Origin of the sequence: Methylobacterium thuringiense, from assembly GCF_022179645.1 — a bacterium.
GTDB lineage: Bacteria > Pseudomonadota > Alphaproteobacteria > Rhizobiales > Beijerinckiaceae > Methylobacterium > Methylobacterium thuringiense.
In genome coordinates this window covers 221,132-244,406 of record NZ_BPRA01000008.1, presented here as the reverse complement: position 1 = coordinate 244,406, position 23,275 = coordinate 221,132, and the positions used below count along the sequence as shown (strand labels likewise).

26 protein-coding genes are annotated in these 23,275 nt (G+C 69.3%); 10 read left to right on the top strand and 16 right to left on the bottom strand.

Features of this window, described 5'->3' with window-relative positions:
• Positions 1-68 precede the first annotated feature (68 nt).
• Both MFF07_RS10045 and MFF07_RS10040 read left to right on the top strand, forming a co-directional pair.
• A complete protein-coding gene (locus MFF07_RS10045; protein WP_238231745.1) occupies positions 69-341 on the top strand; it encodes a GCG_CRPN prefix-to-repeats domain-containing protein in 273 nt (90 codons plus the stop codon).
• A 371-nt stretch (positions 342-712) separates the two neighbouring features.
• Positions 713-1,207, top strand: a complete 495-nt coding sequence (locus MFF07_RS10040) for a VOC family protein (RefSeq protein ID WP_147816764.1) — start codon at positions 713-715, stop codon at positions 1,205-1,207.
• Positions 1,208-1,458: 251 nt separating this feature from the next.
• Here the strand turns inward: MFF07_RS10040 and MFF07_RS10035 are convergent, their stop codons facing one another.
• Both MFF07_RS10035 and MFF07_RS10030 read right to left on the bottom strand, forming a co-directional pair.
• The gene (locus MFF07_RS10035) at positions 1,459-1,971 is read right to left on the bottom strand and encodes a DUF192 domain-containing protein (protein ID WP_147816763.1); all 513 of its coding nucleotides are present in this window, start codon (positions 1,969-1,971) and stop codon (positions 1,459-1,461) included.
• A gap of 16 nt (positions 1,972-1,987) precedes the next feature.
• The gene (locus MFF07_RS10030; protein WP_147816762.1) at positions 1,988-2,596 is read right to left on the bottom strand and encodes a cold-shock protein; all 609 of its coding nucleotides are present in this window, start codon (positions 2,594-2,596) and stop codon (positions 1,988-1,990) included.
• A 295-nt stretch (positions 2,597-2,891) separates the two neighbouring features.
• Here MFF07_RS10030 and MFF07_RS10025 point away from each other — a divergent pair, with 295 nt between their 5' ends.
• Positions 2,892-3,911, top strand: a complete 1,020-nt coding sequence (locus MFF07_RS10025) for an acetyltransferase domain-containing protein (protein ID WP_147816761.1) — start codon at positions 2,892-2,894, stop codon at positions 3,909-3,911.
• Between the two features lie 21 nt (positions 3,912-3,932).
• On the opposite strand, the gene efp is transcribed toward MFF07_RS10025, so the two are convergent.
• Positions 3,933-4,499, bottom strand: a complete 567-nt coding sequence (gene efp / locus MFF07_RS10020; protein ID WP_147076559.1) for an elongation factor P — start codon at positions 4,497-4,499, stop codon at positions 3,933-3,935.
• A 131-nt stretch (positions 4,500-4,630) separates the two neighbouring features.
• Here efp and epmA point away from each other — a divergent pair, with 131 nt between their 5' ends.
• The 4 genes from epmA to MFF07_RS10000 all read left to right on the top strand — a co-directional run bounded on the left by epmA (position 4,631) and on the right by MFF07_RS10000 (position 8,345).
• Positions 4,631-5,698, top strand: coding sequence for an EF-P lysine aminoacylase EpmA (gene epmA / locus MFF07_RS10015; protein WP_238231743.1), 1,068 nt, complete (start codon positions 4,631-4,633; stop codon positions 5,696-5,698).
• On the top strand, positions 5,695-6,750 hold the full coding sequence (locus MFF07_RS10010) for a lysine-2,3-aminomutase-like protein (protein ID WP_147816759.1): 1,056 nt from the start codon (positions 5,695-5,697) through the stop codon (positions 6,748-6,750). The genes epmA and MFF07_RS10010 overlap by 4 nt, the downstream gene beginning before the upstream one ends.
• A 103-nt stretch (positions 6,751-6,853) precedes the next feature.
• Positions 6,854-7,474, top strand: a complete 621-nt coding sequence (locus tag MFF07_RS10005) for a glutathione S-transferase family protein (RefSeq protein WP_147816758.1) — start codon at positions 6,854-6,856, stop codon at positions 7,472-7,474.
• Between the two features lie 73 nt (positions 7,475-7,547).
• Positions 7,548-8,345, top strand: a complete 798-nt coding sequence (locus tag MFF07_RS10000; RefSeq protein ID WP_147816757.1) for a YdcF family protein — start codon at positions 7,548-7,550, stop codon at positions 8,343-8,345.
• Between the two features lie 2 nt (positions 8,346-8,347).
• On the opposite strand, the gene MFF07_RS09995 is transcribed toward MFF07_RS10000, so the two are convergent.
• The 4 genes from MFF07_RS09995 to MFF07_RS09980 form a co-directional block, all read right to left on the bottom strand.
• The gene (locus MFF07_RS09995; protein ID WP_147816756.1) at positions 8,348-8,614 is read right to left on the bottom strand and encodes a DUF3253 domain-containing protein; all 267 of its coding nucleotides are present in this window, start codon (positions 8,612-8,614) and stop codon (positions 8,348-8,350) included.
• A complete protein-coding gene (locus MFF07_RS09990; protein WP_147816755.1) occupies positions 8,604-9,317 on the bottom strand; it encodes a DUF599 domain-containing protein in 714 nt (237 codons plus the stop codon). Before MFF07_RS09990 ends, MFF07_RS09995 begins: the two co-directional genes overlap by 11 nt.
• A 96-nt stretch (positions 9,318-9,413) precedes the next feature.
• On the bottom strand, positions 9,414-9,692 hold the full coding sequence (locus tag MFF07_RS09985) for an acylphosphatase (protein WP_147816754.1): 279 nt from the start codon (positions 9,690-9,692) through the stop codon (positions 9,414-9,416).
• A gap of 69 nt (positions 9,693-9,761) precedes the next feature.
• The gene (locus MFF07_RS09980; protein WP_147816753.1) at positions 9,762-10,193 is read right to left on the bottom strand and encodes a gamma-glutamylcyclotransferase family protein; all 432 of its coding nucleotides are present in this window, start codon (positions 10,191-10,193) and stop codon (positions 9,762-9,764) included.
• A 229-nt stretch (positions 10,194-10,422) separates the two neighbouring features.
• Between MFF07_RS09980 and MFF07_RS09975 the strand changes: the two genes are divergently transcribed.
• The gene (locus tag MFF07_RS09975) at positions 10,423-10,770 is read left to right on the top strand and encodes a hypothetical protein (RefSeq protein ID WP_187272483.1); all 348 of its coding nucleotides are present in this window, start codon (positions 10,423-10,425) and stop codon (positions 10,768-10,770) included.
• A gap of 45 nt (positions 10,771-10,815) precedes the next feature.
• Here MFF07_RS09975 and MFF07_RS09970 read toward each other — a convergent pair whose 3' ends face one another.
• From MFF07_RS09970 to MFF07_RS09960, 3 genes are all read right to left on the bottom strand, one after another.
• Positions 10,816-12,819, bottom strand: a complete 2,004-nt coding sequence (locus MFF07_RS09970; protein WP_147816751.1) for an acetyl-CoA carboxylase biotin carboxylase subunit — start codon at positions 12,817-12,819, stop codon at positions 10,816-10,818.
• A gap of 164 nt (positions 12,820-12,983) precedes the next feature.
• The gene (locus MFF07_RS09965; protein WP_147816750.1) at positions 12,984-13,427 is read right to left on the bottom strand and encodes a hypothetical protein; all 444 of its coding nucleotides are present in this window, start codon (positions 13,425-13,427) and stop codon (positions 12,984-12,986) included.
• Between the two features lie 280 nt (positions 13,428-13,707).
• Complete coding sequence (locus MFF07_RS09960; RefSeq protein ID WP_238231741.1) at positions 13,708-14,397, bottom strand: L,D-transpeptidase; 690 nt, start codon at positions 14,395-14,397, stop codon at positions 13,708-13,710.
• A gap of 197 nt (positions 14,398-14,594) precedes the next feature.
• Between MFF07_RS09960 and MFF07_RS09955 the strand changes: the two genes are divergently transcribed.
• Entirely contained in the window at positions 14,595-15,524 is a 930-nt protein-coding gene (locus MFF07_RS09955) for a histone deacetylase family protein (protein WP_147816749.1), read from the top strand.
• A gap of 10 nt (positions 15,525-15,534) precedes the next feature.
• Here MFF07_RS09955 and MFF07_RS09950 read toward each other — a convergent pair whose 3' ends face one another.
• From MFF07_RS09950 to MFF07_RS09925, 6 genes are all read right to left on the bottom strand, one after another.
• Positions 15,535-16,206 (bottom strand): HAD-IA family hydrolase, encoded by a 672-nt coding sequence (locus MFF07_RS09950; RefSeq protein WP_147816748.1) that lies wholly within the window; start codon positions 16,204-16,206, stop codon positions 15,535-15,537.
• A gap of 203 nt (positions 16,207-16,409) precedes the next feature.
• Positions 16,410-17,492, bottom strand: coding sequence for a 3,4-dihydroxy-2-butanone-4-phosphate synthase (gene ribB, locus MFF07_RS09945; RefSeq protein ID WP_147816747.1), 1,083 nt, complete (start codon positions 17,490-17,492; stop codon positions 16,410-16,412).
• Between the two features lie 16 nt (positions 17,493-17,508).
• The gene (gene aroC / locus MFF07_RS09940) at positions 17,509-18,618 is read right to left on the bottom strand and encodes a chorismate synthase (protein ID WP_147816746.1); all 1,110 of its coding nucleotides are present in this window, start codon (positions 18,616-18,618) and stop codon (positions 17,509-17,511) included.
• A gap of 47 nt (positions 18,619-18,665) precedes the next feature.
• Complete coding sequence (locus MFF07_RS09935) at positions 18,666-19,376, bottom strand: hypothetical protein (protein WP_147816745.1); 711 nt, start codon at positions 19,374-19,376, stop codon at positions 18,666-18,668.
• A 26-nt stretch (positions 19,377-19,402) separates the two neighbouring features.
• On the bottom strand, positions 19,403-20,371 hold the full coding sequence (locus tag MFF07_RS09930) for a lysozyme inhibitor LprI family protein (RefSeq protein WP_238231739.1): 969 nt from the start codon (positions 20,369-20,371) through the stop codon (positions 19,403-19,405).
• A gap of 301 nt (positions 20,372-20,672) precedes the next feature.
• Positions 20,673-21,809, bottom strand: a complete 1,137-nt coding sequence (locus MFF07_RS09925; protein ID WP_147816743.1) for an anhydro-N-acetylmuramic acid kinase — start codon at positions 21,807-21,809, stop codon at positions 20,673-20,675.
• 182 nt (positions 21,810-21,991) lie between these two features.
• On the opposite strand from MFF07_RS09925, the gene tyrS reads away from it, so the two are divergent.
• Positions 21,992-23,266 carry a tyrosine--tRNA ligase gene (gene tyrS / locus MFF07_RS09920; protein WP_147816742.1) on the top strand — a complete coding sequence of 425 codons (1,275 nt, stop codon included), beginning with the start codon at positions 21,992-21,994 and terminating at the stop codon, positions 23,264-23,266.
• The last annotated feature ends 9 nt before the right edge of the window (positions 23,267-23,275 follow it).

The window sequence follows — 23,275 nt, the reverse complement described above, 5'->3', positions numbered from 1 at the left end:
AGAGATCCGACACGCAGGTTCGGGAGCCGGATCCGATCCGGCCGGCCTGTCGACAAGGGAGACGACACATGAAGATCACCGGCATGATCGCCGCCGCGTCCGTGATGCTGCTGGCCGGCGGTGCGGCGCAGGCCGCGCCCCTCGCCCCGGCCCCGCTGTCCGGCGATGCCGGCATCACCCTCGTGCGCGGCGGCTGCGGCTTCGGAGCCCATCGCGGCCCGTTCGGCGGCTGTCGCCTGAACAACGGCCCACGCGGCGACATGCGCCGCGCCCTCACCGGCGCCCCCGGCGGCTGCCCGCCCGGCCGCTACCGCATCCGCGGGATCTGCCGCTTCCGGTAAGACACTCGGCCAATCCTAAAGGCCGTCGCGGTCCACGGTGGCCTCCATGATGCGCATCGCGGACCGCCCCGATCTGCTCTCCGGCGAAGCGAAACCTGGGTCGTCGCCGGAGAGGGTGGGAGGCGTATGGCGGGGACGGCGAACCGGACCTGCGGTCGCCCTCGGCCGCAGAGATTCGATCCGCCTCGGTCGCGGTCGCCGTGAAACGATCGCAGAATCGAGGGCGCCGCTCACGAATCGCCCCAGCCGGCGCATGGCGTCCCCTGCCCTTTCCAAGTCCTCCGGCCGATGGTTGGATGGACGTCCTGCCGCAGCCTCCCTGCGAATCGGAGGCGGTGTCCGGTTGCCGGCAGCGCGAGGGAGGAGCCGCCATGGTCGCCAAGAACTCGGGGGTCGCCAAGAACACGGTCTGCCTCTGGTACGACACGGAGGCCGAGGCCGCCGCCCGCTTCTACGTCGAGACGTTCCCGGAGAGCGCGATGGGGGAGGTCCACCGGGCGCCGGCCGACTACCCGTCGGGAAAGGCGGGCGACGTGCTGACTGTCGCGTTCACGGTGGCGGGCATCGCCTGCATCGGCCTGAACGGCGGCACCGCCTTCCGGCACAACGAGGCCTTCTCGTTCCAGATCGCCACGGACGACCAGGCGGAAACGGACAGTCTGTGGAACGCGATCGTCGGCAATGGCGGCCGGGAGAGCGCCTGCGGCTGGTGCAAGGACCGCTGGGGCATCTCGTGGCAGATCACGCCGCGCATGCTCACCGCGGCGATGGCGGCCGGCGGCGACGAGGCGAAACGCGCCTTCACCGCCATGATGACCATGCGCAAGATCGACGTCGCGGCGATCGAGGCGGCCCGGCGCGGGTGACGCTGCGCCTCTCCCTGGGCGCCGACGCGATCGGGGTTGCGGCCGAAGGCTGAAAGCGCAGAGCCCGTCGGCTCGGAGCGTTTTCGCTTGATCGGACCGGCTCGCCCCGCGGCCTGGCTTAAGGGCGTCTTGGCTTCAGGGCGTCCTGGCGAGGGTGGCCCCGGCGAGAAGGCCGATCGGCGCCAGCACGGGCATACCGACGCGGATTTCGCGCATTCCGAAGGTGCCGTCGGTGCGTGGCGCCGCGAGGATCAGCGCCCCCTGCCCTTGAACAGCGCGTGCTCGACCCGGTCGCCGGGCCGGATGCCGAGTTTGTCGGTGGTGCCGGCATTGAGTTCGAGCACGGCGAGGATCGGTTCCCCGGACGCGATCACCTTGGTCGACAGCGGCTCGGTGTCGGCGGCGATGCGGGCGATGGTGCCGTCTGGCCGGATGAACACCATGTCGAGGGACAGGTAGGTGTTCTTCATCCACATGTTGACCGGCTGCACCTGCTCGAAATCGAACAGCATGCCGCGGTCGGCCGCCATGGCCTTGCGGAACATCAGGCCGCGGGCGCGGTCGGCGTCGTTGCGCATCACCTCGACCTTGAAGGCGTGGCGGCCGTTTTTCTTCGATGCGATGCCGAGGGGCTCGGTGCGCGCCGCCGCCATGTCGTCGGCAGGCATCTCGGCATGAACGGCGACGGCGAAGGCCGGGCCGGCGAGCAGGGCGGCGATCAGGGCCTGGGCGAGGCGGCGGCGAAGCGGGCTTTGTGAAACCATCGCGAAGGGCAAACCGTCAGTGGGAGCTGGGAAGCGCCCCGTCGACGAGGCGGACTTCCGCCGCCATAGCACCCTTCGAGCCGTCGCCGTAGCGCACCAGGACGGTATCGCCCGGCTTCAGCTCGGCGATGCCGTAGCGGCGCAGGGTCTCCATGTGCACGAAGATGTCCGGCGTGCCCTCCCCGCAGGAGAGGAAGCCGAAGCCGCGCAGGCGGTTGAACCACTTCACCACCGCGGTCTCGAGCCCGCTCGTCGGCGTGACGCTGACATGGGTGCGCGGCAGCGGCAGCTCGGAGGGGTGGGTGGCGCTCGACTGGTCGATGGAGATCACGCGGAAGGCCTGCCAGCCGCGCGGCCGCTCGATGGCCTCGACGACGATGCGGGCGCCCTCGCTGGCGTTCTGGTGGCCGTCGCGGCGCAGGCAGGTGACGTGCAGCAGGATGTCGGGCGAGCCGTCGTCCGGGACGATGAAGCCGAAACCCTTGGAGACGTCGAACCACTTGATGTGGCCGGCGACCTCGACGAGGTCGACCGGACGCTCGGCGTCATGGCCCGACGGCACGGCGTCGTCCGCCAGCCTCGACCCGAACAGCCCGAGATCGCCCATTCCGTGATCGTTCGACATGTAAGCAACCCGCACCGAACCGAATCACGTCGTGCGATTCTCACGGTAAATTAACAAAGTCCGGAATCGGCGGAAGCCCGTTCGCTCGGCAGGACTGCCCTCGAACATTGCATTTTTCGGTGATTCGGCAGTCTTGCCACAGTCATGGCCGGGATAACTTACGACCGGTACGCGTTTTCGCGGCGCGAACTCGCGGTATTGGCGAGTGTGGGAGAGGCCGGTCACGTTTTCGAGAGAGCCCGCCCGCCCCTCCGGGGCATCGCTCGCGCCCCGCAGGAATGCTAGGCGCAACGCCATGCTCGACGCCAGCCCGACCGCCAAGGCCGATCCGGCCCCGCACGTTTCCCGCCCCGTCCGCCGCATCGACGCGATCGACGCCGCCCGCGGCGCGGCGCTGCTGGCGATGGCGGCCTACCATCTCACCTGGGATCTCGGCTTCCTGAAGGTCACGCCGCTCAACGCCGCGCTGACCCCCGCCGGCCGCCTCGCCGCCCACGCGATCGCCGGCAGCTTCCTGCTGCTCGTCGGAATCGGCCTCGTCCTCGCGACCCGCGACGGCCTGCGCCCGCGCCCCTACCTGCTCCGCTTGGGCCGAATCGGCGGCGCCGCGATCCTGATCACCGCCGTGACCTACGGGTTCATGCCGGACGGATTCATCTTCTTCGGGATCCTGCATTGCATCGCCGTGGCCAGCATCCTGGCCCTGCCGCTGCTCCTCATGCCCAGTGCGGTGAGCCTCCCGGCAAGCGTCCTGGCGAGCATCGTGTTCATCCTCGGCAGCACCGCGTTGCGGCACCCGCTGCTCGAAGCGCCGGAGCTGTTTTTCCTGGGTCTCGGCAGCCGCCTGCCACAGACGAACGACTGGGTGCCGCTGTTTCCCTGGTTCGGCATCGTCCTCGCCGGCATCGCCCTGGCCCTGGCCGGACTGCCGGTCTTCCTGCGCTCACGCCTCGCGACATGGCGGGCAACGGGGCGGATCGGCCGGGCTGCGGCCTTCGCGGGGCGTCACAGCCTCGCCGTCTATCTCGTTCACCAGCCCGTACTTTTCGGCTTGGTCTACGGCCTCGTCAGCTTGACCGGGCCGCATCCGAAGGCGGGCGTCGCCGAGTTCCGCAAGGAATTCCAGGGCAATTGCGTCCGCACCGGCGGCGGTCCCGATGCCTGCCGGATCGCCAGCCGCTGCGTTGCCGACGCGCTCCGCCGGGAGGGATTGTGGGCGACAGGCGCGGCCTTCACCCTGGAGGAGCGGGCGAAGGCGCAGAACCTCTCGCGGCAATGCTACGAGGCGGCGGAGGGCACCGCGCCTCCGCCGTAAGCTCTTGGTTTCTTAGAGAAATCAGTCCTTGGCGCGCTCGACGTAGGAGCCATCGGCGGTCAGGATGACGACGCGGGTTCCGGTCGCGACATGGGGCGGGACCGAGGTCCGCACGCCGTTCGAGAGGATCGCCGGCTTGTAGGAGGACGAGGCGGTCTGGCCCTTCATGGCCGGCTCGGTCTCGACGATCTCGAGGGTCACGCGCTGGGGCAGCTCGATCGTCAGCGGCACGCCGTTGTGCTGCGAGAGCATCACGGCCATGCCCTCCTGCAGGTAGGGCGCGGAGGAGCCGACCACGTCCTCGGGGACCGCAAGCTGCTCGTAGGTCTCGGGATTCATGAAGTGGAAGCCCTCGCCGTCGCTGTAGAGGAAGGTGTGCTCGCGGTCCTCGACGAAGGCGCGCTCGACCTGCTCGGTGGTGCGGTAGCGCTCCGACACCTTCACGCCGTCGCTGATCCGGCGCATGTCGAGCTGCGTCACCGGCGTGCCCTTGCCGGGGTGGATGTTCTCCGCCGTCAGGATGACGTAGAGCTTGCCGTCCTTGTCGACGACATTGCCCTTGCGGAGCGTCGAGGCGATCACCTTCACGAGCGTAGACCTTGTTTTGACGAGGGCGCCGGGCCGGTGCGGCGGCGCCGGAGCGAGATATTCTTGCAGCCCCTAGCCCATCCGCCGCGTTCGTGCCAGCCGAGACCCGACAACAGAAGAGCCGGCGAAGCGTGACGTCTTCCTCCCCCTGCCCCTCCCCCTGGTGGCAGCCGCGGATCCATGCGGATCGCCGCCCGCTCCTGCTGACGCGCAACCGCATCCAGGCGGCCCTGCGGGCGCATTTTTCCACTCGGGATTTCGTCGAGGTCGAGGCTGCCTGCCTGCAGGTCTCGCCGGGCAACGAGGCGCATCTCTCGGCCTTCGCGACCGAGGCGATCCGGCACGACGGCCTGCGCGAGACACTCTATCTCCACACCTCGCCGGAATTCGCCTGCAAGAAGCTGCTGGCGGCCGGCGAGACGAAGATCCTGAGCATCGCCAAGGTCTTCCGCAACCGCGAGCGCGGCCCGCTGCACCATCCCGAGTTCACCATGGTCGAGTGGTACCGGGCGAACGAGGGCTACGCGGCGCTGATGCGCGACTGCGCCGAGGTGCTGGGGCTCGCCGCCGAGACGGCCGGCGTGCCGCGCCTGACCTATCGGGGCCGCGAGGCCGACCCGTTCGCCCCCTTCGAGCGGCTGAGCGTGGCCGAGGCCTTCGCGCGTCATGCCGGCATTGATCTGCTCGCCACGATGGCGCGCGACGGCGGCACCGACCGCGATGCGCTGGCCTCGGCCATCGCCGCACGCGGCCTGCGCGTCGCGGAGGACGACACCTGGGCCGATCTCTATTCCCGCATCCTGGTCGGCCTGATCGAGCCGCATCTCGGCGACGGGCGTCCGACCCTGCTCTGCGAATATCCGGTGAGCGAAGCGGCGCTGGCCCGGCCAAGCCCGTCGGACCCGCGCGTCGCCGAGCGCTTCGAGCTCTACGCCTGCGGTGTCGAGCTTGCCAACGCCTTTGGCGAATTGACGAATCCGGCCGAGCAGCGCCGCCGCTTCGAGGCCGAGATGGACGAGAAGGCCCGCGTCTACGGCGAGCGCTATCCCATCGACGAAGATTTCCTGGACGCCCTCGCGATCATGCCGGAGGCGTCGGGCATCGCCCTCGGCTTCGACCGGCTGGTAATGCTGGCCACAGGCGCGCCGCGCATCGACGACGTGGTCTGGACGCCCGTCGCCCGAGGAAGCGACGCGTGACCCGGGCCTTGCGCAGTCCCGCCGACCTCGCCCGCGCCGGGCTGGCCCGGCCCGAGGACCTTCCGGGCCTCGAGGCCGTCGCGGCGCGCTACGCCGTCTCGCTCACCGCCGACATGGCCGAGTTGATCGACGCGGCCGATCCGGCCGACCCGATCGCGCGCCAGTTCGTGCCACGCACCGATGAACTGGAGACGCATCCCACCGAGCGGGCCGATCCGATCGGCGACTCCGTTCACGAGCCCTTGCCCGGTCTGGTCCACCGCTATCCCGACCGCGTGCTGCTCAAACCCCTGCATGTCTGCCCGGTCTATTGCCGGTTCTGCTTCCGCCGCGAGATGGTGGGACCCGACGGGCTCGGGACCCTGAGCGACGCGCAACTGACTGCAGCGTATGCGTATATCGCCGGCGACCCCGGTATCTGGGAGGTCGTGCTCACCGGGGGCGATCCGTTCGCCCTGTCGCCGCGCCGGCTCGCGGCGATCGCCGAGGCGCTCGGTGCGATCCCGCATGTCCGCGTGCTTCGCATCCATACCCGCGTGCCGGTGGTGGACCCGGCAAGCGTCACCGACGCCCTCGTCGCCGCCCTGAAGGGTTTTCGCGGCGCCGTCTTCGTGGCGCTCCACGCCAACCACCCGCGGGAATTCACGCCGGCCGCGCGACAAGCCATCGCCCGGCTCGTCGATGCAGGGCTTCCGATGGTGAGCCAGAGCGTGCTGCTCGCCGGAATCAACGACGATTCCGAGACGCTGACCGCCCTGATGCGCGGCTTCGTCGAGAACCGGATCAAGCCCTACTACCTGCACCACGGCGATCTCGCCCCGGGCACCGGCCACTTTCGGACGAGCCTGCCCCAGGGACAGGCGCTGATGCGGACCTTGCGGGCGACCCTGTCCGGCCTCGCGCAGCCGACCTACGTCCTCGACATCCCCGGCGGCCACGGCAAGGTGCCTGTCGGGCCGGGCTATTTGCAGGAGGCCGGCGAGGGCCACCGCGTCACCGATCCGGGAGGCGTCGAGCACGCCTATCCGCCCGAGCGAGACGAGGACGCCTGATGCGAGTTCCTGATGAGGGGTGCGATCGAAGCGGGCACTCTCCTCCCCCTCGTTGGGAGGGGAAGAGACACGGCACCCGGTGCGATCGAGTGGAGGCGGTGTGATGCGGCGGCTGTGGGGACGGGCGAATTCCGTCAACGTGCAGAAGGCGATCTGGGGGCTCGAGGAACTCGGCCTGCCCTACGAGCGGCGCGACGCCGGTGGGGCGCACGGCGTCGTCGGCGAGCCCTCCTACCGCGCCCTCAACCCCAACGGCCTCGTTCCGACCCTCGAGGAGGGCGGCTTCGTGCTGTGGGAGTCGAACGCGATCCTGCGCTACCTCGCGCGCCAGCCCGGCTCGCCGCTGGCACTGCCGGACGAGCCCCGTCCTTGCGCCCGCGTCGACCAGTGGCTCGACTGGCAGGCGACCACCTTCACGCCCAGTATGCGCGACTGCTTCTGGCAGCTGATCCGGGTGCCCGAAGGACAACGGGACTTGCCGGCGATCGAGGCCTCGCGCGCCAGGACCGAAGCGGGAGCCGCGCTCCTCGACGCCCATCTCGCCGGCACGGCCTTCGTGGCGGGCGAGCTTTTCAGCATCGCCGACATCGCGGTGGGTTGTGCCGTCCATCGCTGGCTGCATCTGCCGATTCCACGCGATGAGCGTCCGAATCTCGTGCGATGGTACCGTGAGATCGCGCAGCGCCCGGCCGCCTTGGTTGCCCTGGCAGGGCCGATGACCTGACCCCGATCGTCGCCGGACCACCATGGCCGAGACTCATTCCCCCGCGCCCAACGGCGCAAGATCCGGAACAGCCATGTTCTTCCCGCTCTCGAAGATCATCTTCTTCCTGATCACCCCCTCGAATTTCTTCATCCTCGTGGGGTTGCTCGGATGCCTGCTGCTGTTCACGCAGGGAGGCTGGGTTTTCGGACGTATCCTCGCGATCACCGGCTTTCTCGGGCTGCTGGCGGGGGGGCTGCTTCCCCTCGCGGCCGTGACCCTGCTGCCGCTGGAGAACCGTTTTCCGGCCTTCGTCGACGACGGTACCCCGATCGACGGGATCATCGTCCTCGGCGGCGGCCTCATGACGACGATCTCCGACGAGCGCGGCCAGTTGACGGTCAACGCCGCCGGCGAACGGCAGATCGCCCTCGCCGACCTCGCCCGGCGCTATCCCGCGGCCCGCCTGCTGTTCTCGGGGGGCAGCGGCAACATCGAGGAGGGGACGGTCTCGGAGGCCGGCACGGTCGGACGCTTCGCCGACACCCTCGGCGTGCCGCGTGACCGGCTGATCCTGGAGGAGCGCTCGCGCAACACCCGCGAGAATGCCCGCTTCAGCGCGGAACTCGCGACCCCGAAGCCGGGCGAGCGCTGGCTCCTCGTGACGTCGGCCTGGCACATGCCGCGCGCCGTCGGCTGCTTCCGCCGGGCGGGGTTCCCGGTGACGGCCTATCCGGTCGATTACCGTACGGCCGGCCCGCGCGACGCCGCGCGGTTCAACACCTTCGCCTCGGACGGGCTGCTGGAGCTCGACCTCGCCGTGAAGGAATGGATCGGCCTCGTCGCCTACAAGCTCGCCGGCTACACCGACGCGTGGATGCCGGCGCCGTAGCGTCAGCCCTGCTCCGGGACAGGCCCGAGCCGATAGATCCCGCGAAAATCGTCGGGATCGACCGGCTTGCCCTTGCGCAGGATCGCGATGCGGCCCTCCTTGGTCAGGCGCACGGCGACCCGCCGCACAGGCTGCATCAGCGGTCCCCAACCCTCCGGATGCAGGCCGCCGAGGGCACGGGCGACCTCCGAGGGGCAGCAGGTCTTGCCCGGTCCGCGCTCCGCGACGAGGCGCAGCATCGTCGATTCGATCTCGGCATCATCGGCCATCGTGGGTATCCTCGTCGGCGATCAGGGCGGAGCGGATCTCCGAGGCGAATTGCCGGCGCCACATCACGCAGAAGACGGCGGCGGTGGCGGCGATCAGCACCGCGGGGCTCACGAACCAGCCGAGGTAGGCGAGCGCGAAGAAGAAGGCCCGCTGGCCCCGGTCGAAATGGTTGCCGGCCGCGATGTTCATGGCCGCGGCGCGATACGCGGCCCGCTGCATCGTCTCGTAGTCGACGCCGGACCCCTTCGGCGGCACCGCGCCGATCAGGATCGCGCCGTAGTTGAACAGGCGATAGGCCCAGGAGAACTTGAAGAAGGCGTAGACGAACACGATCGCCAGCCCCGCGACCTTGATCTCCCAGGTCGCCCGGGTGGTCACGACGCCCAAGGGCAGCGAGCCGAACAGCGACAGCACGTCGTCGCCCGAGCGCGATAGCGTCAGCACCGAGCCCAGCGCGATCAGCGAGGTCGAGGCGAAGAAGGCGGTGCCGTTCTGCAGCGAGGCGTTGATCGTGGTGTCGACGACCCGGTTGTCGCGCGCGATCATCTGCTCGGCCCAGATCCGCCGCTGGGCATGCATGATCCGGCTGAGGCTGCGATGGCCTTTGCGGCCCTGCACCGCGAAGCCGTAGATTAGCCATGCGCCGATGAAGAACAGCACGGCGACGACGTCGAGCAGGGAGAAGACGCTGATGTCAGGCATGGCGTCGGGCGCCTTCGAGGGCGCAGGCGGAATCGGTCATCAGGGGCGGCTATAGAGCGGGCGGGCTCTCGGCAAGCCCGTGCCAGCCATGCACGCTCAGTCGACGACCGCGAAGCCCTGCTCAAGCACCGGTTCCGCCGCCGTGACGTCGATCCCCTCGACCCGCGCCGCGGGCGGTCCCTGGCGGCACTCGGCGACGAGGGCATCGACCGCGTCGGCAGGCCCGGAAAAAACGCCCTCGACGGCCCCGTCCTCCCGGTTGCGGACCCAGCCGGCAACGCCGTGTTGGCGGGCACGCCCTTGCGTCCACTTGCGATAGAACACGCCCTGGACCCGGCCGCGGATCACCACACGGATCGATTTGGTCTCGCTCAAGGGGCCGCTCCGGCTGTCGCGTTCGGGGGATCAGGTAGCGCGATTTTCGGGTCCGTCAGCGCCGCCCGTTCAAGCCCGCGCGCGCCGCAGCCAGCCGCGGACTTCCTGGACATAGGGACCGGGCAACTGCGCGGCCTGAGCCGCCGCCAGCACATCCTCGAGATAACCCGGCCGCGGGATGCCGGGCGCGGTGCTGCGGCCGAAATAGATCAGCGCCCGACGGATCCCGACATCCGTCGTCACCGGCTGCGAGGCCTTCACGTACAGTCCGCCTGCCACGCCCTCGTAGCGGTCGAGCGCCGGCACGTCGGAGAGCGAGAGCTCCCAGAGCACGCCCCAGACGGTGGAGCCGGGCGCCCGCACCACCGAGGCGTAGCCCTCCTTCATGATGATGAAGCGGTGCCGGTTGAGACGTCCGCGGCCGATCAGCCGCGAGGCCGGACAGCGAATCGCCATCTCGGCCGCGTCCATGTTGGCGCCGTAGGCGAAGTAGAGGGGCATGCGTTCCTTGCGCCGCGAGAGCTGGGCCCGAGGCGCCTCGCGGACACGATGAGGTCACGCAAGCGGCGGGCGAGAGATCGGGGACCGCCGACGCCGCTTCGAGCCTCATGTCCGCGCCCTCCGCCAGGGCGCGGAACACACGATCCGCACGCTCTCATCCTTCGGCAGAGACGGGGTGTCCGGCAGCGGCAAGGGCTCTGATCGATCGACGGTAAGCGGATTGCGGACCGTGCCGCTATTCGCCCGGTGGCTTGCGATCGAGCCGCCTGCCGGCGCGCTCGTGAGCGAGCACGGCCAAGTAAGCTGCCGTCAAAACGAAAGCCGGAATCACGAAAGTGACGAAGATCTGCCCGGAATTCACGGCTTGAGGCTCCGCAAAACGCGTCGTCCCAACCAATGTAGGCCTGCTGCGGCGCAGAACCAAATTCCGGCAAAGATCGCCGTCCAGACGCTGATGGCCGGTGCAGACGGAACGCCGAAACTCACTGCGGTGATCGGCGTCACCACGCCAACCACGATGAACGCAACAGCCACGTTGTTGAGTCCCGTGGCCAGAAGCTTCGCCTGCTCATTGTAGGCGAGGTCGGATATTCCGGGCGGCCGTTGTCCTCGCGGCATACGCTCACGCGAATTCCAGGATCACCTCGTCCACCGCGAGGCTGTCGCCCTCCTTGGCCGCGATCGTGGCGATCTTGCCGTCGCGCTCGGCGCGCAGCACGTTCTCCATCTTCATGGCTTCGACGATGGCGAGCGGCTCGCCGACCTTCACCTCCTGGCCTTCCTCGACCAGGATCTGCTTCACGAGGCCGGGCATCGGGCAGAGCAGCTGCTTGCCGGAATCGCCGGTCTCCTTGACCGGCATCAGGGCGGCGAGTTCGGCCTCGCGGCGCGTGTAGACGCGGGCGTTCGCGGCGGCGCCGGCATGCTGCAGGAAGACGCCGTTGAGGACGCTGCGGACCTGGATGGCCACGCTTTCCTCGCCGACGGTGCCGGTCCAGACCGGCTGCCCCGGATGCCAGTCGCTGCGCACCGGAGTCACCGTGCCGTCCGCGCTCGTGACCACGAGGTCGTTGCCGATGTTCGCGACGGTGACGTCGAAGGTCTCGTCTCCCAGATGCACCACGCGCTCGCGCTCGAAATGCAGCAGGCCCGGATCGCGCATCTGGCCCGAGATGCCGCGCTTCCTCACGTTGAGCTTGTGGTCGATCGCCGCCGCCACGGCCGCGAGCCGCAGGGCAACCGCACCCTCGGGAGCGGGCGCGACGAAGCCGTCCGGGAATTCTTCCTTGATGAAGCCGGTCGAGAGATCGCCCTTGCGCCAGCGCGGATGCGCCATCAGCGTCGCCAGGAACGGGATGTTGTGGCGGATGCCGTCGATGGCGAAGGCGTCGAGCGCGGTGCCCTGCGCCTCGATGGCCTGCAGCCGGGTCGGCGCCCAGGTGACGAGCTTGGCGATCATCGGATCGTAGTGGATCGCGATCTCGCCGCCCTCCTCCACGCCGGTATCGTTGCGCACGATGGCCTCGCCGACCGGCCCCTCGGCCGGGGGCCTATAGGTGGTGAGGCGGCCGATGGAGGGCAGGAAGTTGCGGGTCGGGTCCTCGGCGTAGACGCGGCTTTCGACGGCCCAGCCGTTCAGCTTCACCTCGTCCTGCGTCAGCGGAAGCTCCTCGCCCGCCGCGACGCGGATCATCAGTTCGACGAGGTCGACGCCGGTGATCATCTCGGTGACCGGATGCTCGACCTGGAGCCGGGTGTTCATCTCGAGGAAATAGAAGGACTTGTCCTGGCCGGCGACGAATTCGACCGTGCCGGCGGAGTCGTAGTCCACGGCCTTCGCCAGGGCGACGGCCTGCTCGCCCATCGTCTTGCGGGTCGCCTCGTCGAGGAGCGGGCTCGGGGCTTCCTCGATGACCTTCTGGTTGCGGCGCTGGATCGAGCACTCGCGCTCGCCGAGATAGATCACGTTGCCGTGCTTGTCGCCGATCACCTGGATCTCGATGTGGCGCGGGTCGACGATGAACTTCTCGATGAAGACGCGGTCGTCGCCGAAGGAGGATGCGGCCTCGGACTTCGCGCGGTCGAAGCCTTCCTTCACCTCGCCCGCGGATTCCGCGATGCGCATGCCCTTGCCGCCGCCGCCGGCGGACGCCTTGATCATGACGGGATAGCCGATCTCGTCGGCGATCTTCACGGCGTGCTCGGCGTCGGTGATCACGCCGAGGAAGCCGGGGACGGTCGAGACGTTGGCGGCGGCCGCCGCCTTCTTCGACTCGATCTTGTCGCCCATGGCGGCGATCGCGCCCGGATTCGGCCCGATGAAGGTGATCCCGGCCGCCTTCAGCGCCTTCGGGAAGGATTCGCGCTCGGAGAGGAAGCCGTAGCCCGGATGCACCGCCTGTGCGCCGGTCTGCTTGCAGGCGTCGATGATCTTGTCGATCACGAGGTAGGATTCCGCGGCCGAAGCGGGACCGATATGCACCGCCTCGTCGGCCATGGCGACGTGGACGGCGTCACGGTCGGCATCCGAGTAGACCGCCACCGTCTTGATGCCCATCCGCCGGGCGGTCTTGATGATGCGGCAGGCGATCTCGCCCCGGTTGGCAATCAGGATCTTTTCGAACATCGCAGGCCGCAAGTGGGAGGAAGCGTCGTCGGACAGGTGGCGGAGCAAAGCCCCGGCTGCATTCCGATAAAGCACTTGCGCAGCCGGCGAAAGCTGTGCCGGGCGACCGGCGAAAGTGAATACAATCCTGCCCCGCGCTCTGGCCGGCAGGGACAGGCCACGGCTCAGGCGGCGAGGGCGAAATGCTGGCGGCGCATGGCGACGGGCTGGCGGGTCCAGCTGTTCGCCTCCAGGGCGAAGGAGATCAGGTCTTCGTCGCTCGTCTGGGCCTCGCGCACGACCTCCATCGCGATCCGCGCACCCGTCGGGGTCGGCCCCGAGCGGCCCGCGATCGAGGCGGCGAGCCAGCCCGCGGCATCGTTCCCGACGGTGCCGGTCGAGCGCTCGGCCCAAACCACGAAATCGACGACGAGGGCGATGAGCAGGTCGGCGAAGCCGGCGTCCTTGTCGGTGACGGCCCGATCGAGGGCGAGCAGCAGGTCGACTTCGTCGCGATGCGCCAGGCCGTCGGCGAGGTGGTCCTCGCTGAGGCTCCGCACGTCGTCGCGCGTCATGCGGCCGGCCGCGGCAATACGGTTGCAGAAGAGTTGAAGTGAAAGGTTGCTCATGTCCTGCTTCCCTCCGGCCTGTGTTCTGCCGGTCCCGTGTTTCTCTATGTCGTGACTGTACGAGCCGGGATTGCTCTCAGAGGTTAACGGGCAAATCTGAACGGAATTTCAGGTTAAAGCGCCATCACGATTGGTGCTTTCGAAATGGTGTCGGCAATCCGCCGCTTTTTGCCGATTCCCACCTGCGGGCGCAGGTGCAGGACGGTGCAGCCCAAAACAAATCGGGGCGGCACCCTGTGCCGCCCCGTCGATCCGCGTCTCATGTCCGGTGGGTCCGTGCCTACAGCACCACGACCTTCGTTCCGATCGGAACGCGGGTGTAGAGGTCCATCGCATCCTCGTTGAGCATGCGGATGCAGCCCGACGAGACCGACTGGCCGATCTTCTCGGGCTCGTTGGTGCCGTGGATGCGGAACAGCGTGTCCTTGCCGTTCTGCGCCAGGAACAGCGAGCGTGCGCCGATCGGGTTGAGCGGGCCGCCTTCGAGGCGCGTGGGCAGCTCGGGCTTGCGCGCGAGCATCTCCTTGGGCGGGTTCCAGTCCGGCCATTCCATCTTGCGGTCGACATTGGCCGTGCCGGACCAGGAGGCGCCCTCCTTGCCGACGGAGACCGGGTAGCGCATCGCCTGACCGCCGGCCATGACGAAGTAGAGGCGCTTCTCGGCCGTCGACACGATGATCGTCCCGGGCTTCTCCTTCGTCGGATAGTCGATGACGGTGCGCCGGAGCTCGGGATCGTTGATCTGGGCGGAGGGCGCCAGCTTCAGCCATTCGCGGTCGCGCTCGGGCCCCGGCGGAAAGTACGGCGGCGGCGGGGGCACCGCCATCGGCGTCACGCCTCCGGGGCCGACGGCCCCCGGCGGCGTCAGCGCGGCGAGCTGAACCGGAGGCAGCGCGGCCCGCTCCGACATGCAGCCGGCGAGCGACGCGCCGAGCGGGGCGAGGGCGAGGAGCGCGAGATGGGAACGCATGACGTGGTTGCCCCGATAGGCGAAGGTCCCCGCCGGATCGCACGACGGGGTTTGCGCTATCTTGCTGAGCTTCGTGGCCAGGACTGTGGCAAGCTGGTCCTACCAAGCGGAACCGTGGCGCATTTGCTGCGCTTGTTGCCGAGATGAGACAGCGCGCGCCGGCCGTCGGATCGGCTCCGCTGCCGGGAGGATGATCCGTGACCACGCTGTACGTGAGCCACCCCTGCGCCCTCGACCACGCCATGCCGGACGGGCACCCGGAGCGCCCCGCCCGCATCCAGGCGGTCGAACGCGCCCTGGAGCGCGAGAGCTTTTCCGCGCTCGTCCGCTGCCTCGCCCCGCGGGCCGAGCTCGCGACGGCGGAGCTCGCCCACCCGGCCGAGTATGTCGAGATGATCGCCAAGGCCTCGCCGGATGAGGGCTTCGTCCAGATCGATTCCGACACGCTGATGTCGCCCGGCACCCTCAAGGCGGTGCTGCATGCGATCGGCGGGGCGACGCACGCTGTCGACGCGGTGATGACGGGCGAATGCGCCAACGCCTTCGTGGCGATGCGCCCGCCCGGCCATCACGCCGAGCGCGCCACGCCGATGGGCTTCTGCCTGTTCAACACCGCCGCCATCGCCGCACGCCATGCCCGCAAGGCGCATGGCGCCACCCGCGTCGCGGTCGTCGATTGGGACGTCCACCACGGCAACGGCACCCAGGACATTTTTTGGGACGACAAGGCCGTGATGTACGCCTCGACCCACCAGATGCCGCTGTTTCCCGGCACCGGCGCCAAGGGAGAGCGCGGCACCCACGACACCATCGTCAACGTGCCGCTGAAGGCCGGCGACGACGGCGCGGTGTTTCGCGAGGTGTTCGAGGCCGGCATCCTGACGCGGCTCGACGCCTTCGCGCCCGATCTCATCGTGATCTCGGCCGGATTCGATGCCCATCACCTCGATCCGCTTGCGAATCTACGCCTCGACGAATCAGATTTCGGCTGGGCGACGCGGCGGCTGATGGAGGTGGCTCACAAGCACGGCGGCGGCCGCGTCGTCTCGGTGCTGGAGGGCGGCTACGACCTCGAAGGTCTGAGCCGCTCCGTGGCCGCGCATGTGGATGCGCTGATGGGGCGGTAGGCCCCGTCGCCTATGCGACCGGGACCAGTTCGAGCCGTCCGTCCGGATCGCACCGCGAGGCCAGGCCCTCGTAGCCCGCCCGCGTCGGGTGCGGCGTTGCGATGGCCTTGGTGTGCGTGGCGGTGATCACGAGAACGGCCGCGCCGGCGGCCTCGGCCGCCGCGATGCCGGCCGGCGCATCCTCGAAGACGAGGCAGTCCACTGCCGAAACGCCGAGCTTGTCTGCGGCCAGCTGGAAGCAGTCGGGAGCGGGCTTGCCGCGCGCGACATCCTCGGCGGCGACCATCAGCGGCGGCGGGGGCAGGCCGGCGGCCGCGAGCCGGCACTCTGCGAGTTTCCGGGGGGCCGAGGTCACGATCGCCCAGCGCTCCCGCGGCAGCGCGGCGAGGAAGGCGGCGGCGCCCGCGATCGGGTCGATGTCGGCCACGTCCGCCATCTCCGCACGCATGATCGCGTCGGCTTCCTCTTGCGGATCGACGCCCGGCAGGCCGAGCCGCGCGATGGTCTCCACCGTGCGCACGCCGTGGATCGTGGGCAGGAAAGTCGCGACGTCGAGCCCGTGCGCGGCGGCCCAGCGCGACCAGACCCGCTCGGCCGAGGCGATGGAGGTCAGGACCGTGCCGTCCATGTCGAACAGGAACGCGGCGAAGCGGCGGCCCGGAAACACGGGACGTTCGGTCATGAAACGACTCCGGGTTTGCTTGCGAGATGGCGAACCAATCGTCGCCTTCGCAGCGCATATCCCCTCCCCCTTGTGGGGAGGGGTAGGGGTGGGGGGTGGTGCAGGATCGAGCGGAACGGTGCCGTCTGCACCACCTCCGGCTCCTCCCCACAAGGGGGAGGAGAGGCTCACGGCCCGGACCGCATCGCACTCCGGATGGGTTTTCACCCCTCCAGCGGCTCGTCCCCCAGATGCTCGATGCCGAAGCCCGAGAGCCCGACATAGGCGCGCGACGAAGTCGCGAGGTTGCGGATCGAGCTGACGCCGAGATCGCGCAGGATCTGGGCCCCCAGGCCCACCTCGCGCCACTGGCGCACGCGCTGCGCTTCGGCGCCCTCGTCCTCCGCGATGCGCGAGAGCGGAACGCCGGCGGTGCCGTCGCGCAGGTAGACCAGGATGCCCCTGCCCTCCTTCGCGAAACGGCGCATCACGCAATCGATCTGCCGGCCGCCCTCGATCACGTCGGCGACGACGTTGGAGCGGTGCAGGCGCACCAGCACGTCGCGGCCGTCGCCGATCTCGCCGTGCACGAAGGCGAATTGCTGGATGGTCTCGAACGGCGTGACGTAGGCGTAGCCCGTCATCGGGCCGTGGTCGGTCTTCACCGGGAAGCTGCCGACGCGCTCGACCAGCCGGTCGCGGGCCTGGCGGTAGGTGATCATCTCGGCGACCGAGATGCGTTTGAGGCCGTGCGTCTCGGCGAAGGCGTCGATCTGCGGCCCCTTCATCACGGTGCCGTCGTCGTTGGCGAGTTCGCAGATCACGCCGACGGGGGGCAGCTCGGCGAGCTTGCAGAGGTCGACGGCGGCCTCGGTATGGCCCGAGCGCATTAGCACGCCGCCGTCGCGGGCGATCAGCGGGAAGACGTGGCCGGGGCGGACGAAGTCGGCCGCGCCCATGTTGCCGTTGGCCAGCGCGCGCACCGTGTTGCAGCGCTGCTCGGCCGAGATGCCGGTGGTCAGCCCATGCTTGACGTCGACCGTCACGGTGAAGGCCGTGCCGAGCGGCGCGTCGTTCGAGGCGACCATCGGCGCGAGGTGGAGCCGGCGCGCCTCGTCGAAGGTGATCGGCGCACAGACGATGCCGCAGGTGTTGCGGATGATGAACGCCATCTTCTCCGGCGTGCAGAGCGAGGCGGCGACGACGAGGTCGCCTTCGTTCTCGCGGTCGTCGTCGTCGGTCACGACGACGATCTCGCCACGGGCGAAGGCCTCGACGGCCTCGGAGACGCGGGAATGCTGGGTCACTGTCTGTTCCGAGTTCTTAGGCGCCGCGGACCGGCTCGCCGACCTGCCCCCGATGGCGCAGATAGTGATCGGCGAGCACGCACGCCATCATGGCTTCCGCCACCGGCACGGCGCGGATGCCGACGCAGGGGTCGTGGCGGCCCTTGGTGATGAGGTCCACGTCGCGGTTGTCTCTGGTGACGGTGCGGCGCGGCGTCAGGATCGACGAGGTCGGCTTGACGGCGAAGCGCACCACCACCGGCTGGCCCGTGGAGATGCCGCCCAGCACGCCGCCGGCATGGTTGGCGAGGAAGCTCGGGCGGCCATCGTTGCTGGCGCGCATCTCGTCGGCGTTGTCCTCGCCGCGGAGCGCGGCGCTCGCGAAGCCGTCGCCGATCTCGACGCCCTTGACCGCATTGATCGACATCATCGCCGCCGCGAGATCCGCATCGAGCTTGCCGTAGACCGGCGCGCCGAGGCCGACGGGCACGCCCTCGGCAACCACCTCGATCACCGCACCGATCGACGAGCCGTCCTTACGGATTTCGTCGAGGTAGGTTTCGTAGAGGGCGGCCGCCTTGGCGTCGGGGCAGAAGAACGGGTTGCGGCCGACCTCGTCCCAGTCCCAGTTCGCGCGGTCGACGGCGTGCGGCCCCATCTGCACCAGCGCGGCGCGGATGGTGACGCCCGGCAGCACTTTTCGCGCGATGGCGCCGGCCGCGACGCGGGCTGCCGTCTCGCGGGCCGAGGAGCGGCCGCCGCCGCGATAATCGCGGATTCCGTACTTGGCGTCGTAGGCGTAGTCGGCATGGCCCGGGCGGTAGCTGTCCCGGATCTCCGAATAGTCCTTCGAGCGCTGGTCGGTGTTCTCGATCATCAGCGCGATCGGCGTCCCGGTGGTGAGCTGGCGCCCGCCCGTACGGTCGTCGGCAAACACGCCGGACAGGATCTTGACCTGATCGGGCTCGCGGCGCTGCGTGGTGAAGCGCGACTGGCCGGGCTTGCGCCGGTCGAGCTCGGCCTGGATCTCCTCCGCCTCCAGCGCGAGGCCGGGCGGGCAGCCGTCGACCACGCAGCCGAGGGCGACCCCGTGGCTCTCGCCGAAGGTGGTGACGCGAAACAGGTGGCCGAACGTGTTGTGGGACATCGTGAGGCCCGCTCTAGCGCGGTGCGGCGCGTCAGGCCAGCATCCGCTTAGGGCCGGGCGGCATCGAAGGGCGCGCCCTCCCCCCAGCGCGTGATCGCGGCGCGCACCTGAGGCATGCCGCCCATGCGCGAGACCCAGCGACCGACCCGGCACGCGGCTTTGGCGTAGAGCGCCTGGCTCTCGGCACGCTCGATCCAGGAGGCGCGGTCGGTCGGGAGCGGGCCGTCGGGCTCGACCAGACAGCGGTCCGAAACGCTCGCAGGGGCCAGGTAGCGGGCATCCTCCGAGATGAAGACAGCAAGCCCCTCGTCGAACCATTGCGGGATCGTTCGTTCCCAGGTGGCGATCCGGCCGATCCGGGCGTGAAATGCGATGTGGGCGAGTTCGTGCGCGGCGATCGTCGCGTCGGCGCGCGGGGAGAGGACGAGGCCGGCATCCATCAGCGCCATGCCGCGCGATCCGCCGCCGCCGAGGCGCCGGTAGCAGGCCTCGGTGGTGCAGGCGAGGATGCGCGGCAGCGGCTCGGGCCGGCCGTAGAACGCTTCGACGTTGCCCCGTCCCTCGGCGACCAGACTGACGATGCGCGTGCGGTCGTCCGGAGTCGCCTCCCGGTCAACGAAGATCGATCCGTCAACGGGCTCGAAGCCGAAGCATTGGGGACAGGACAGCGCGGCGGCTGCCGGATAGGCGAGGACGATACCGCCCAAAGCCAGCGCGGCGATGATCCCGAACATCGCCCAGCGTATCGCCCGCGTCATGCCGGATCCTTGTCCGTTGCGTGCCGTCAGCGCGGCGGCAGAGGCACCTTCGACAGCGTGTTCAGCACGTCCATCGGCAGGTCGCAGTTATAGGTGCCCTCGGCATAGGAGCCGAGGGCGTACTGCCCGAAATACACCGAGGCCGCCGTCTCCTTGAAGGACCAGCTGCCGAGGTTCCTCACCACATCGGCTACCTGCTTGCCGAGATCGGGCTGTTCGTCGTCGCCGACGCCGCGCTCGGTCTTCTCGGCCTTGATCTGCTTGAGACAGCGCCGGTCGATCTCCGCGGCGGCCTTGGCGTCGAACAGGTCGGCGAAGCTGACGATTCGGCCCCGGCGCAGGTCGATGTGGATGCCCTGGCCGCCGGCGCCGCCATGGGCGCCCCCGCTGTACTCGTAGCTCGTGGCCCAGACCGAGAGGAAGGCGGGCGAGGCGTAGGCGATCGACCAGCTCTCCTCGCGGCTCCAGTCGCGATCCTCCGGCTCCTCCTTCTTGAAGTCGGTCTTGGCGACGGTTTCGTCGGCGCGGGTGTTGAGCAACCGCTCGCCGGGCGTGGCCGGATCCGCGAACCTGTAGAGATGGAGGGCGACGTCGACCTTGTCGCGGCTGCCGGCCTGACGGACGAAGAACGGCTGCGGCCGCCGCTCGAGGCCGGGACCGGATTCCGGCCGGGCGGTGAGAACTCCGGTGCGGGCGCCGTTCGCGTCGGCGACGCAGGAGGCGGGCGTCTTGTTCTGCAGGCAGTTCGCGTTGCGCTGCTTGAGCCAGGCGCGCTGGTCGTCGAGGGCGGCCTGCCTCTGCGGACCGGCGAGGGCCGGGCGCAGGGTCTCGAAGGCCGCCTCCATGGCGTCGTCGGAGGCCTTGGCGGCGGGGTCGGCACAGATCGCCTTTTCGATCGGGAGCCGGGCCTTGGCGCAGTCGAAGGCCGCGGCCGTTAGGCCGGTGCAGAGGAGCAATCCGAGCGCGCCGGCACCCGTGTGAAGCTGCTGCCCCATGTCATCGTCTCCGGCTCGACCTTCGGCCAAGCGTAGCTGCCGCGGCGATCCGGCGCGAGACCCATCGCGCTTGTGTGACCGAACGCAAGGCCCTGTCCTCAGCCGAAGCCATCAGTGGCACCCACCACGCCCCTCATGCTGAGGTGCCGCGGAGCGGCCTCGAAGCACGGCATCCGCTCATCCAGGATCACGAGCCGCGCGTCGGCCTGCAGGAGCGTCGGCCGTGCTTCGAGGCCCGCTGGCGCGGGCGCCTCAGCATGAGGATCGTTGGGGATGGCAGACCTGTTGCGCTGCACGGGCTTCACCGCGGCCGCGACAGCACGCCCCCCGAGATCGGCTGGCTCACGCCGGTGGTGCTCGGGAACGTGATCGGCAGGTCTTTCAGCGTGCGCATGGCGAGATAGGCGAAGGCCTGCGCTTCGAGGAAGGCGGAGGACCAGCCGATGGCGTCGGCCATCAGGATCTCGGCGTCGAGCAGCGTGGTCAGGAGCCGCATCAGCTCGCCGTTCTTGGCCCCGCCGCCTGCGATCACCCAGCGCGTCGGCTTTTCCGGCGCGTGATCGAGGGCCAGCAACACGGCGCGGGCGGTGAAGGCGGTGAGCGTCGCCGCGCCGTCCTCGGTGGAGAGCTGGCCGGCGAGCTTGTGGGAGAACCAGTTGCGGTCGAGCGACTTCGGCGGCGTCTTGGCGAAAAACGGGTGCTGCAACAGCCAGGCGAGCAGCTGGTCGTCGGGCTTGCCGCGCGCGGCGGTGCGGCCGCCGTCGTCGAGGTTCTTGTTCTCGCGTTCCTGCATCCACTCGTCGATGAGCGAATTGCCGGGGCCGGTGTCGAAGGCGATGACGCCGCCCTTCGAATCGATCAGCGTCGCGTTCGCCACGCCGCCGATGTTGAGGATGCCGAAGGCGCCCTCGAAGCCGGCGGCCTCGGCCAGCGCCTTATGAAAGATCGGCACCAGCGGCGCCCCCTGCCCGCCCGCGTCGATATCGGCCCGGCGCAGGTCGGAGACGACAGGAATGCCGACGCGGTCAGCCAGCGCCTGTCCGTCGCCGATCTGGATGCTGATGCGCGCCTGCGGCCGGTGGATCACGGTCTGGCCGTGGAAGCCGATCACCTCGATGTCGGCCGCGCTCAGGCCGTTATCGGCGAGGAAGCGCTCCACCGCCTCGGCATGCGCCCGGGTGACGAAGGCTTCGGCCTCCGGCAGGTGCCCGGGCCGGTCGCTCGGCAGGGTCACGCTCTCGGCATCGCGCGTCGCCTTGCGCAGCAGCGCCCGCTCCTCCTCCTCGTAGCCGCGGTATCCGGTCGGCCCCAGCGGATCGAGGAAGTTGTTGCGGCCCTTGGTGATCTGGACCCGCTCGCCGTCCGTCTCGATCAGGGCGACGTCGACCCCGTCGAGGGAGGTGCCGCTCATCAGGCCGATCGCGCGCTTCATCGTCATGCCGTGACGCCCCGTCGTCTTTCCCGGGTGGCCCTGCTAAGTGCCTCTCACACGACGCCCGATCCGCGGTCGTCGTGTGAGAGGCACGCAGAGCCGCCCGACGTTCCTCGTGTTTCGGGGAGCTACCATGCCGGCCGCGGCCCTGTCGCGCCACCAACGCCCAGCATCGAGACCGACCCGACATGACCGCCGCCGAGCCCTTCGCGCCGAAATCCGATTTCTTGGCGGTGCTGACCGAGCGCGGCTACATCCACCAGACCTCCGATCTCGAAGGCATCGACACGGCGGCGCTGGAGGGCCGGCTGACGACCTATGTCGGCTACGACTGCACGGCGGCCTCGCTGCATATCGGCCACCTGCTCTCGATCATGATGCTGCACTGGCTCCAAGCGACGAAGGCCGGCAAGCCGATCGCGCTGATGGGCGGCGGCACCACCCGCGTCGGCGACCCCTCGGGCCGCGACGAAACCCGCAAGATCCTGACGCTCGAGCAGATCGAGGCGAACAAGCAAGGCATCGGCAAGACCTTCGCCAAGTTCCTCAGCTTCGGCGAAGCGCCGGGCGAGGCGCTGATGGTCGACAACGCCGAGTGGCTGACCAAGCTCAACTACATCGAGATGCTGCGCGACGCCGGCCGCCACTTCTCGGTAAACCGGATGCTGTCGATGGACAGCGTGCGGATGCGGCTGGAGCGCGACCAGGAACTCTCGTTCCTGGAGTTCAACTACATGATCCTGCAATCCTACGACTTCGTCGAGCTGAACCGCCGCTACGGCTGCATCGCGCAGATGGGCGGCTCGGATCAGTGGGGTAACATCGTCATGGGGCTCGATCTCGGCCGGCGCATGGGCACGCCCCAACTCTACGGCCTGACCTGCCCGCTGCTGACCACGGCCTCCGGCGCCAAGATGGGCAAGACGGCCGCCGGGGCGGTCTGGCTCGATGAGGGGATGCTGAGCCCTTACGATTACTGGCAGTTCTGGCGGAACACCGAGGACGCCGATGTCGGCCGCTTCCTCAAGCTGTTCACGCTGTTGCCGATGGACGAGATCGCCCGGCTCGAGGCTTTTGCCGGCGCCGAGATCAACGAGGCCAAGAAGACGCTCGCCACGGAGGCGACGGCGCTGATGCACGGCCGCGAGGCGGCGGACGTCGCCGCCGAGACGGCTCGGAAAACCTTCGTGGAGGGCACCGTCGCGGCGGATCTGCCGACCGTCACCGTCTCGGCCGACCTGCTCGATGCCGGCATCGGCGTGCTCACCGCCTTCGGGCCGGAATACGCCCGGCTCCTGCCCTCGACGAGCGAGGCGCGGCGGCAGGTGAAGAGCGGGGGCCTGCGCGTCAACGACGTCCAGGTCAGCGACGAGCGCTCCGTGCTGCGCGCCGCCGACATGAAGGACGGCGTGATCAAGCTGTCCTTCGGCAAGAAGAAGCACGTGCTGCTGCGGAAGGGCTGAGGCGAAGAG

Coding starts and splice junctions, on each gene's coding strand:
- MFF07_RS10045 (WP_238231745.1), top strand. CDS start 69: ATGAAGATCACCGGCATGATCGCCGCCGCGTCCGTGATGCTGCTGGCC.
- MFF07_RS10040 (WP_147816764.1), top strand. CDS start 713: ATGGTCGCCAAGAACTCGGGGGTCGCCAAGAACACGGTCTGCCTCTGG.
- MFF07_RS10035 (WP_147816763.1), bottom strand. CDS start 1,971: ATGGTTTCACAAAGCCCGCTTCGCCGCCGCCTCGCCCAGGCCCTGATC.
- MFF07_RS10030 (WP_147816762.1), bottom strand. CDS start 2,596: ATGTCGAACGATCACGGAATGGGCGATCTCGGGCTGTTCGGGTCGAGG.
- MFF07_RS10025 (WP_147816761.1), top strand. CDS start 2,892: ATGCTCGACGCCAGCCCGACCGCCAAGGCCGATCCGGCCCCGCACGTT.
- MFF07_RS10005 (WP_147816758.1), top strand. CDS start 6,854: ATGCGGCGGCTGTGGGGACGGGCGAATTCCGTCAACGTGCAGAAGGCG.
- MFF07_RS10000 (WP_147816757.1), top strand. CDS start 7,548: ATGTTCTTCCCGCTCTCGAAGATCATCTTCTTCCTGATCACCCCCTCG.
- MFF07_RS09995 (WP_147816756.1), bottom strand. CDS start 8,614: ATGGCCGATGATGCCGAGATCGAATCGACGATGCTGCGCCTCGTCGCG.
- MFF07_RS09990 (WP_147816755.1), bottom strand. CDS start 9,317: ATGCCTGACATCAGCGTCTTCTCCCTGCTCGACGTCGTCGCCGTGCTG.
- MFF07_RS09980 (WP_147816753.1), bottom strand. CDS start 10,193: ATGCCCCTCTACTTCGCCTACGGCGCCAACATGGACGCGGCCGAGATG.
- MFF07_RS09970 (WP_147816751.1), bottom strand. CDS start 12,819: ATGTTCGAAAAGATCCTGATTGCCAACCGGGGCGAGATCGCCTGCCGC.
- MFF07_RS09965 (WP_147816750.1), bottom strand. CDS start 13,427: ATGAGCAACCTTTCACTTCAACTCTTCTGCAACCGTATTGCCGCGGCC.
- MFF07_RS09960 (WP_238231741.1), bottom strand. CDS start 14,397: ATGCGTTCCCATCTCGCGCTCCTCGCCCTCGCCCCGCTCGGCGCGTCG.
- MFF07_RS09950 (WP_147816748.1), bottom strand. CDS start 16,206: ATGACCGAACGTCCCGTGTTTCCGGGCCGCCGCTTCGCCGCGTTCCTG.
- aroC (WP_147816746.1), bottom strand. CDS start 18,618: ATGTCCCACAACACGTTCGGCCACCTGTTTCGCGTCACCACCTTCGGC.
- MFF07_RS09935 (WP_147816745.1), bottom strand. CDS start 19,376: ATGACGCGGGCGATACGCTGGGCGATGTTCGGGATCATCGCCGCGCTG.
- MFF07_RS09930 (WP_238231739.1), bottom strand. CDS start 20,371: ATGGGGCAGCAGCTTCACACGGGTGCCGGCGCGCTCGGATTGCTCCTC.
- MFF07_RS09925 (WP_147816743.1), bottom strand. CDS start 21,809: ATGACGATGAAGCGCGCGATCGGCCTGATGAGCGGCACCTCCCTCGAC.
- tyrS (WP_147816742.1), top strand. CDS start 21,992: ATGACCGCCGCCGAGCCCTTCGCGCCGAAATCCGATTTCTTGGCGGTG.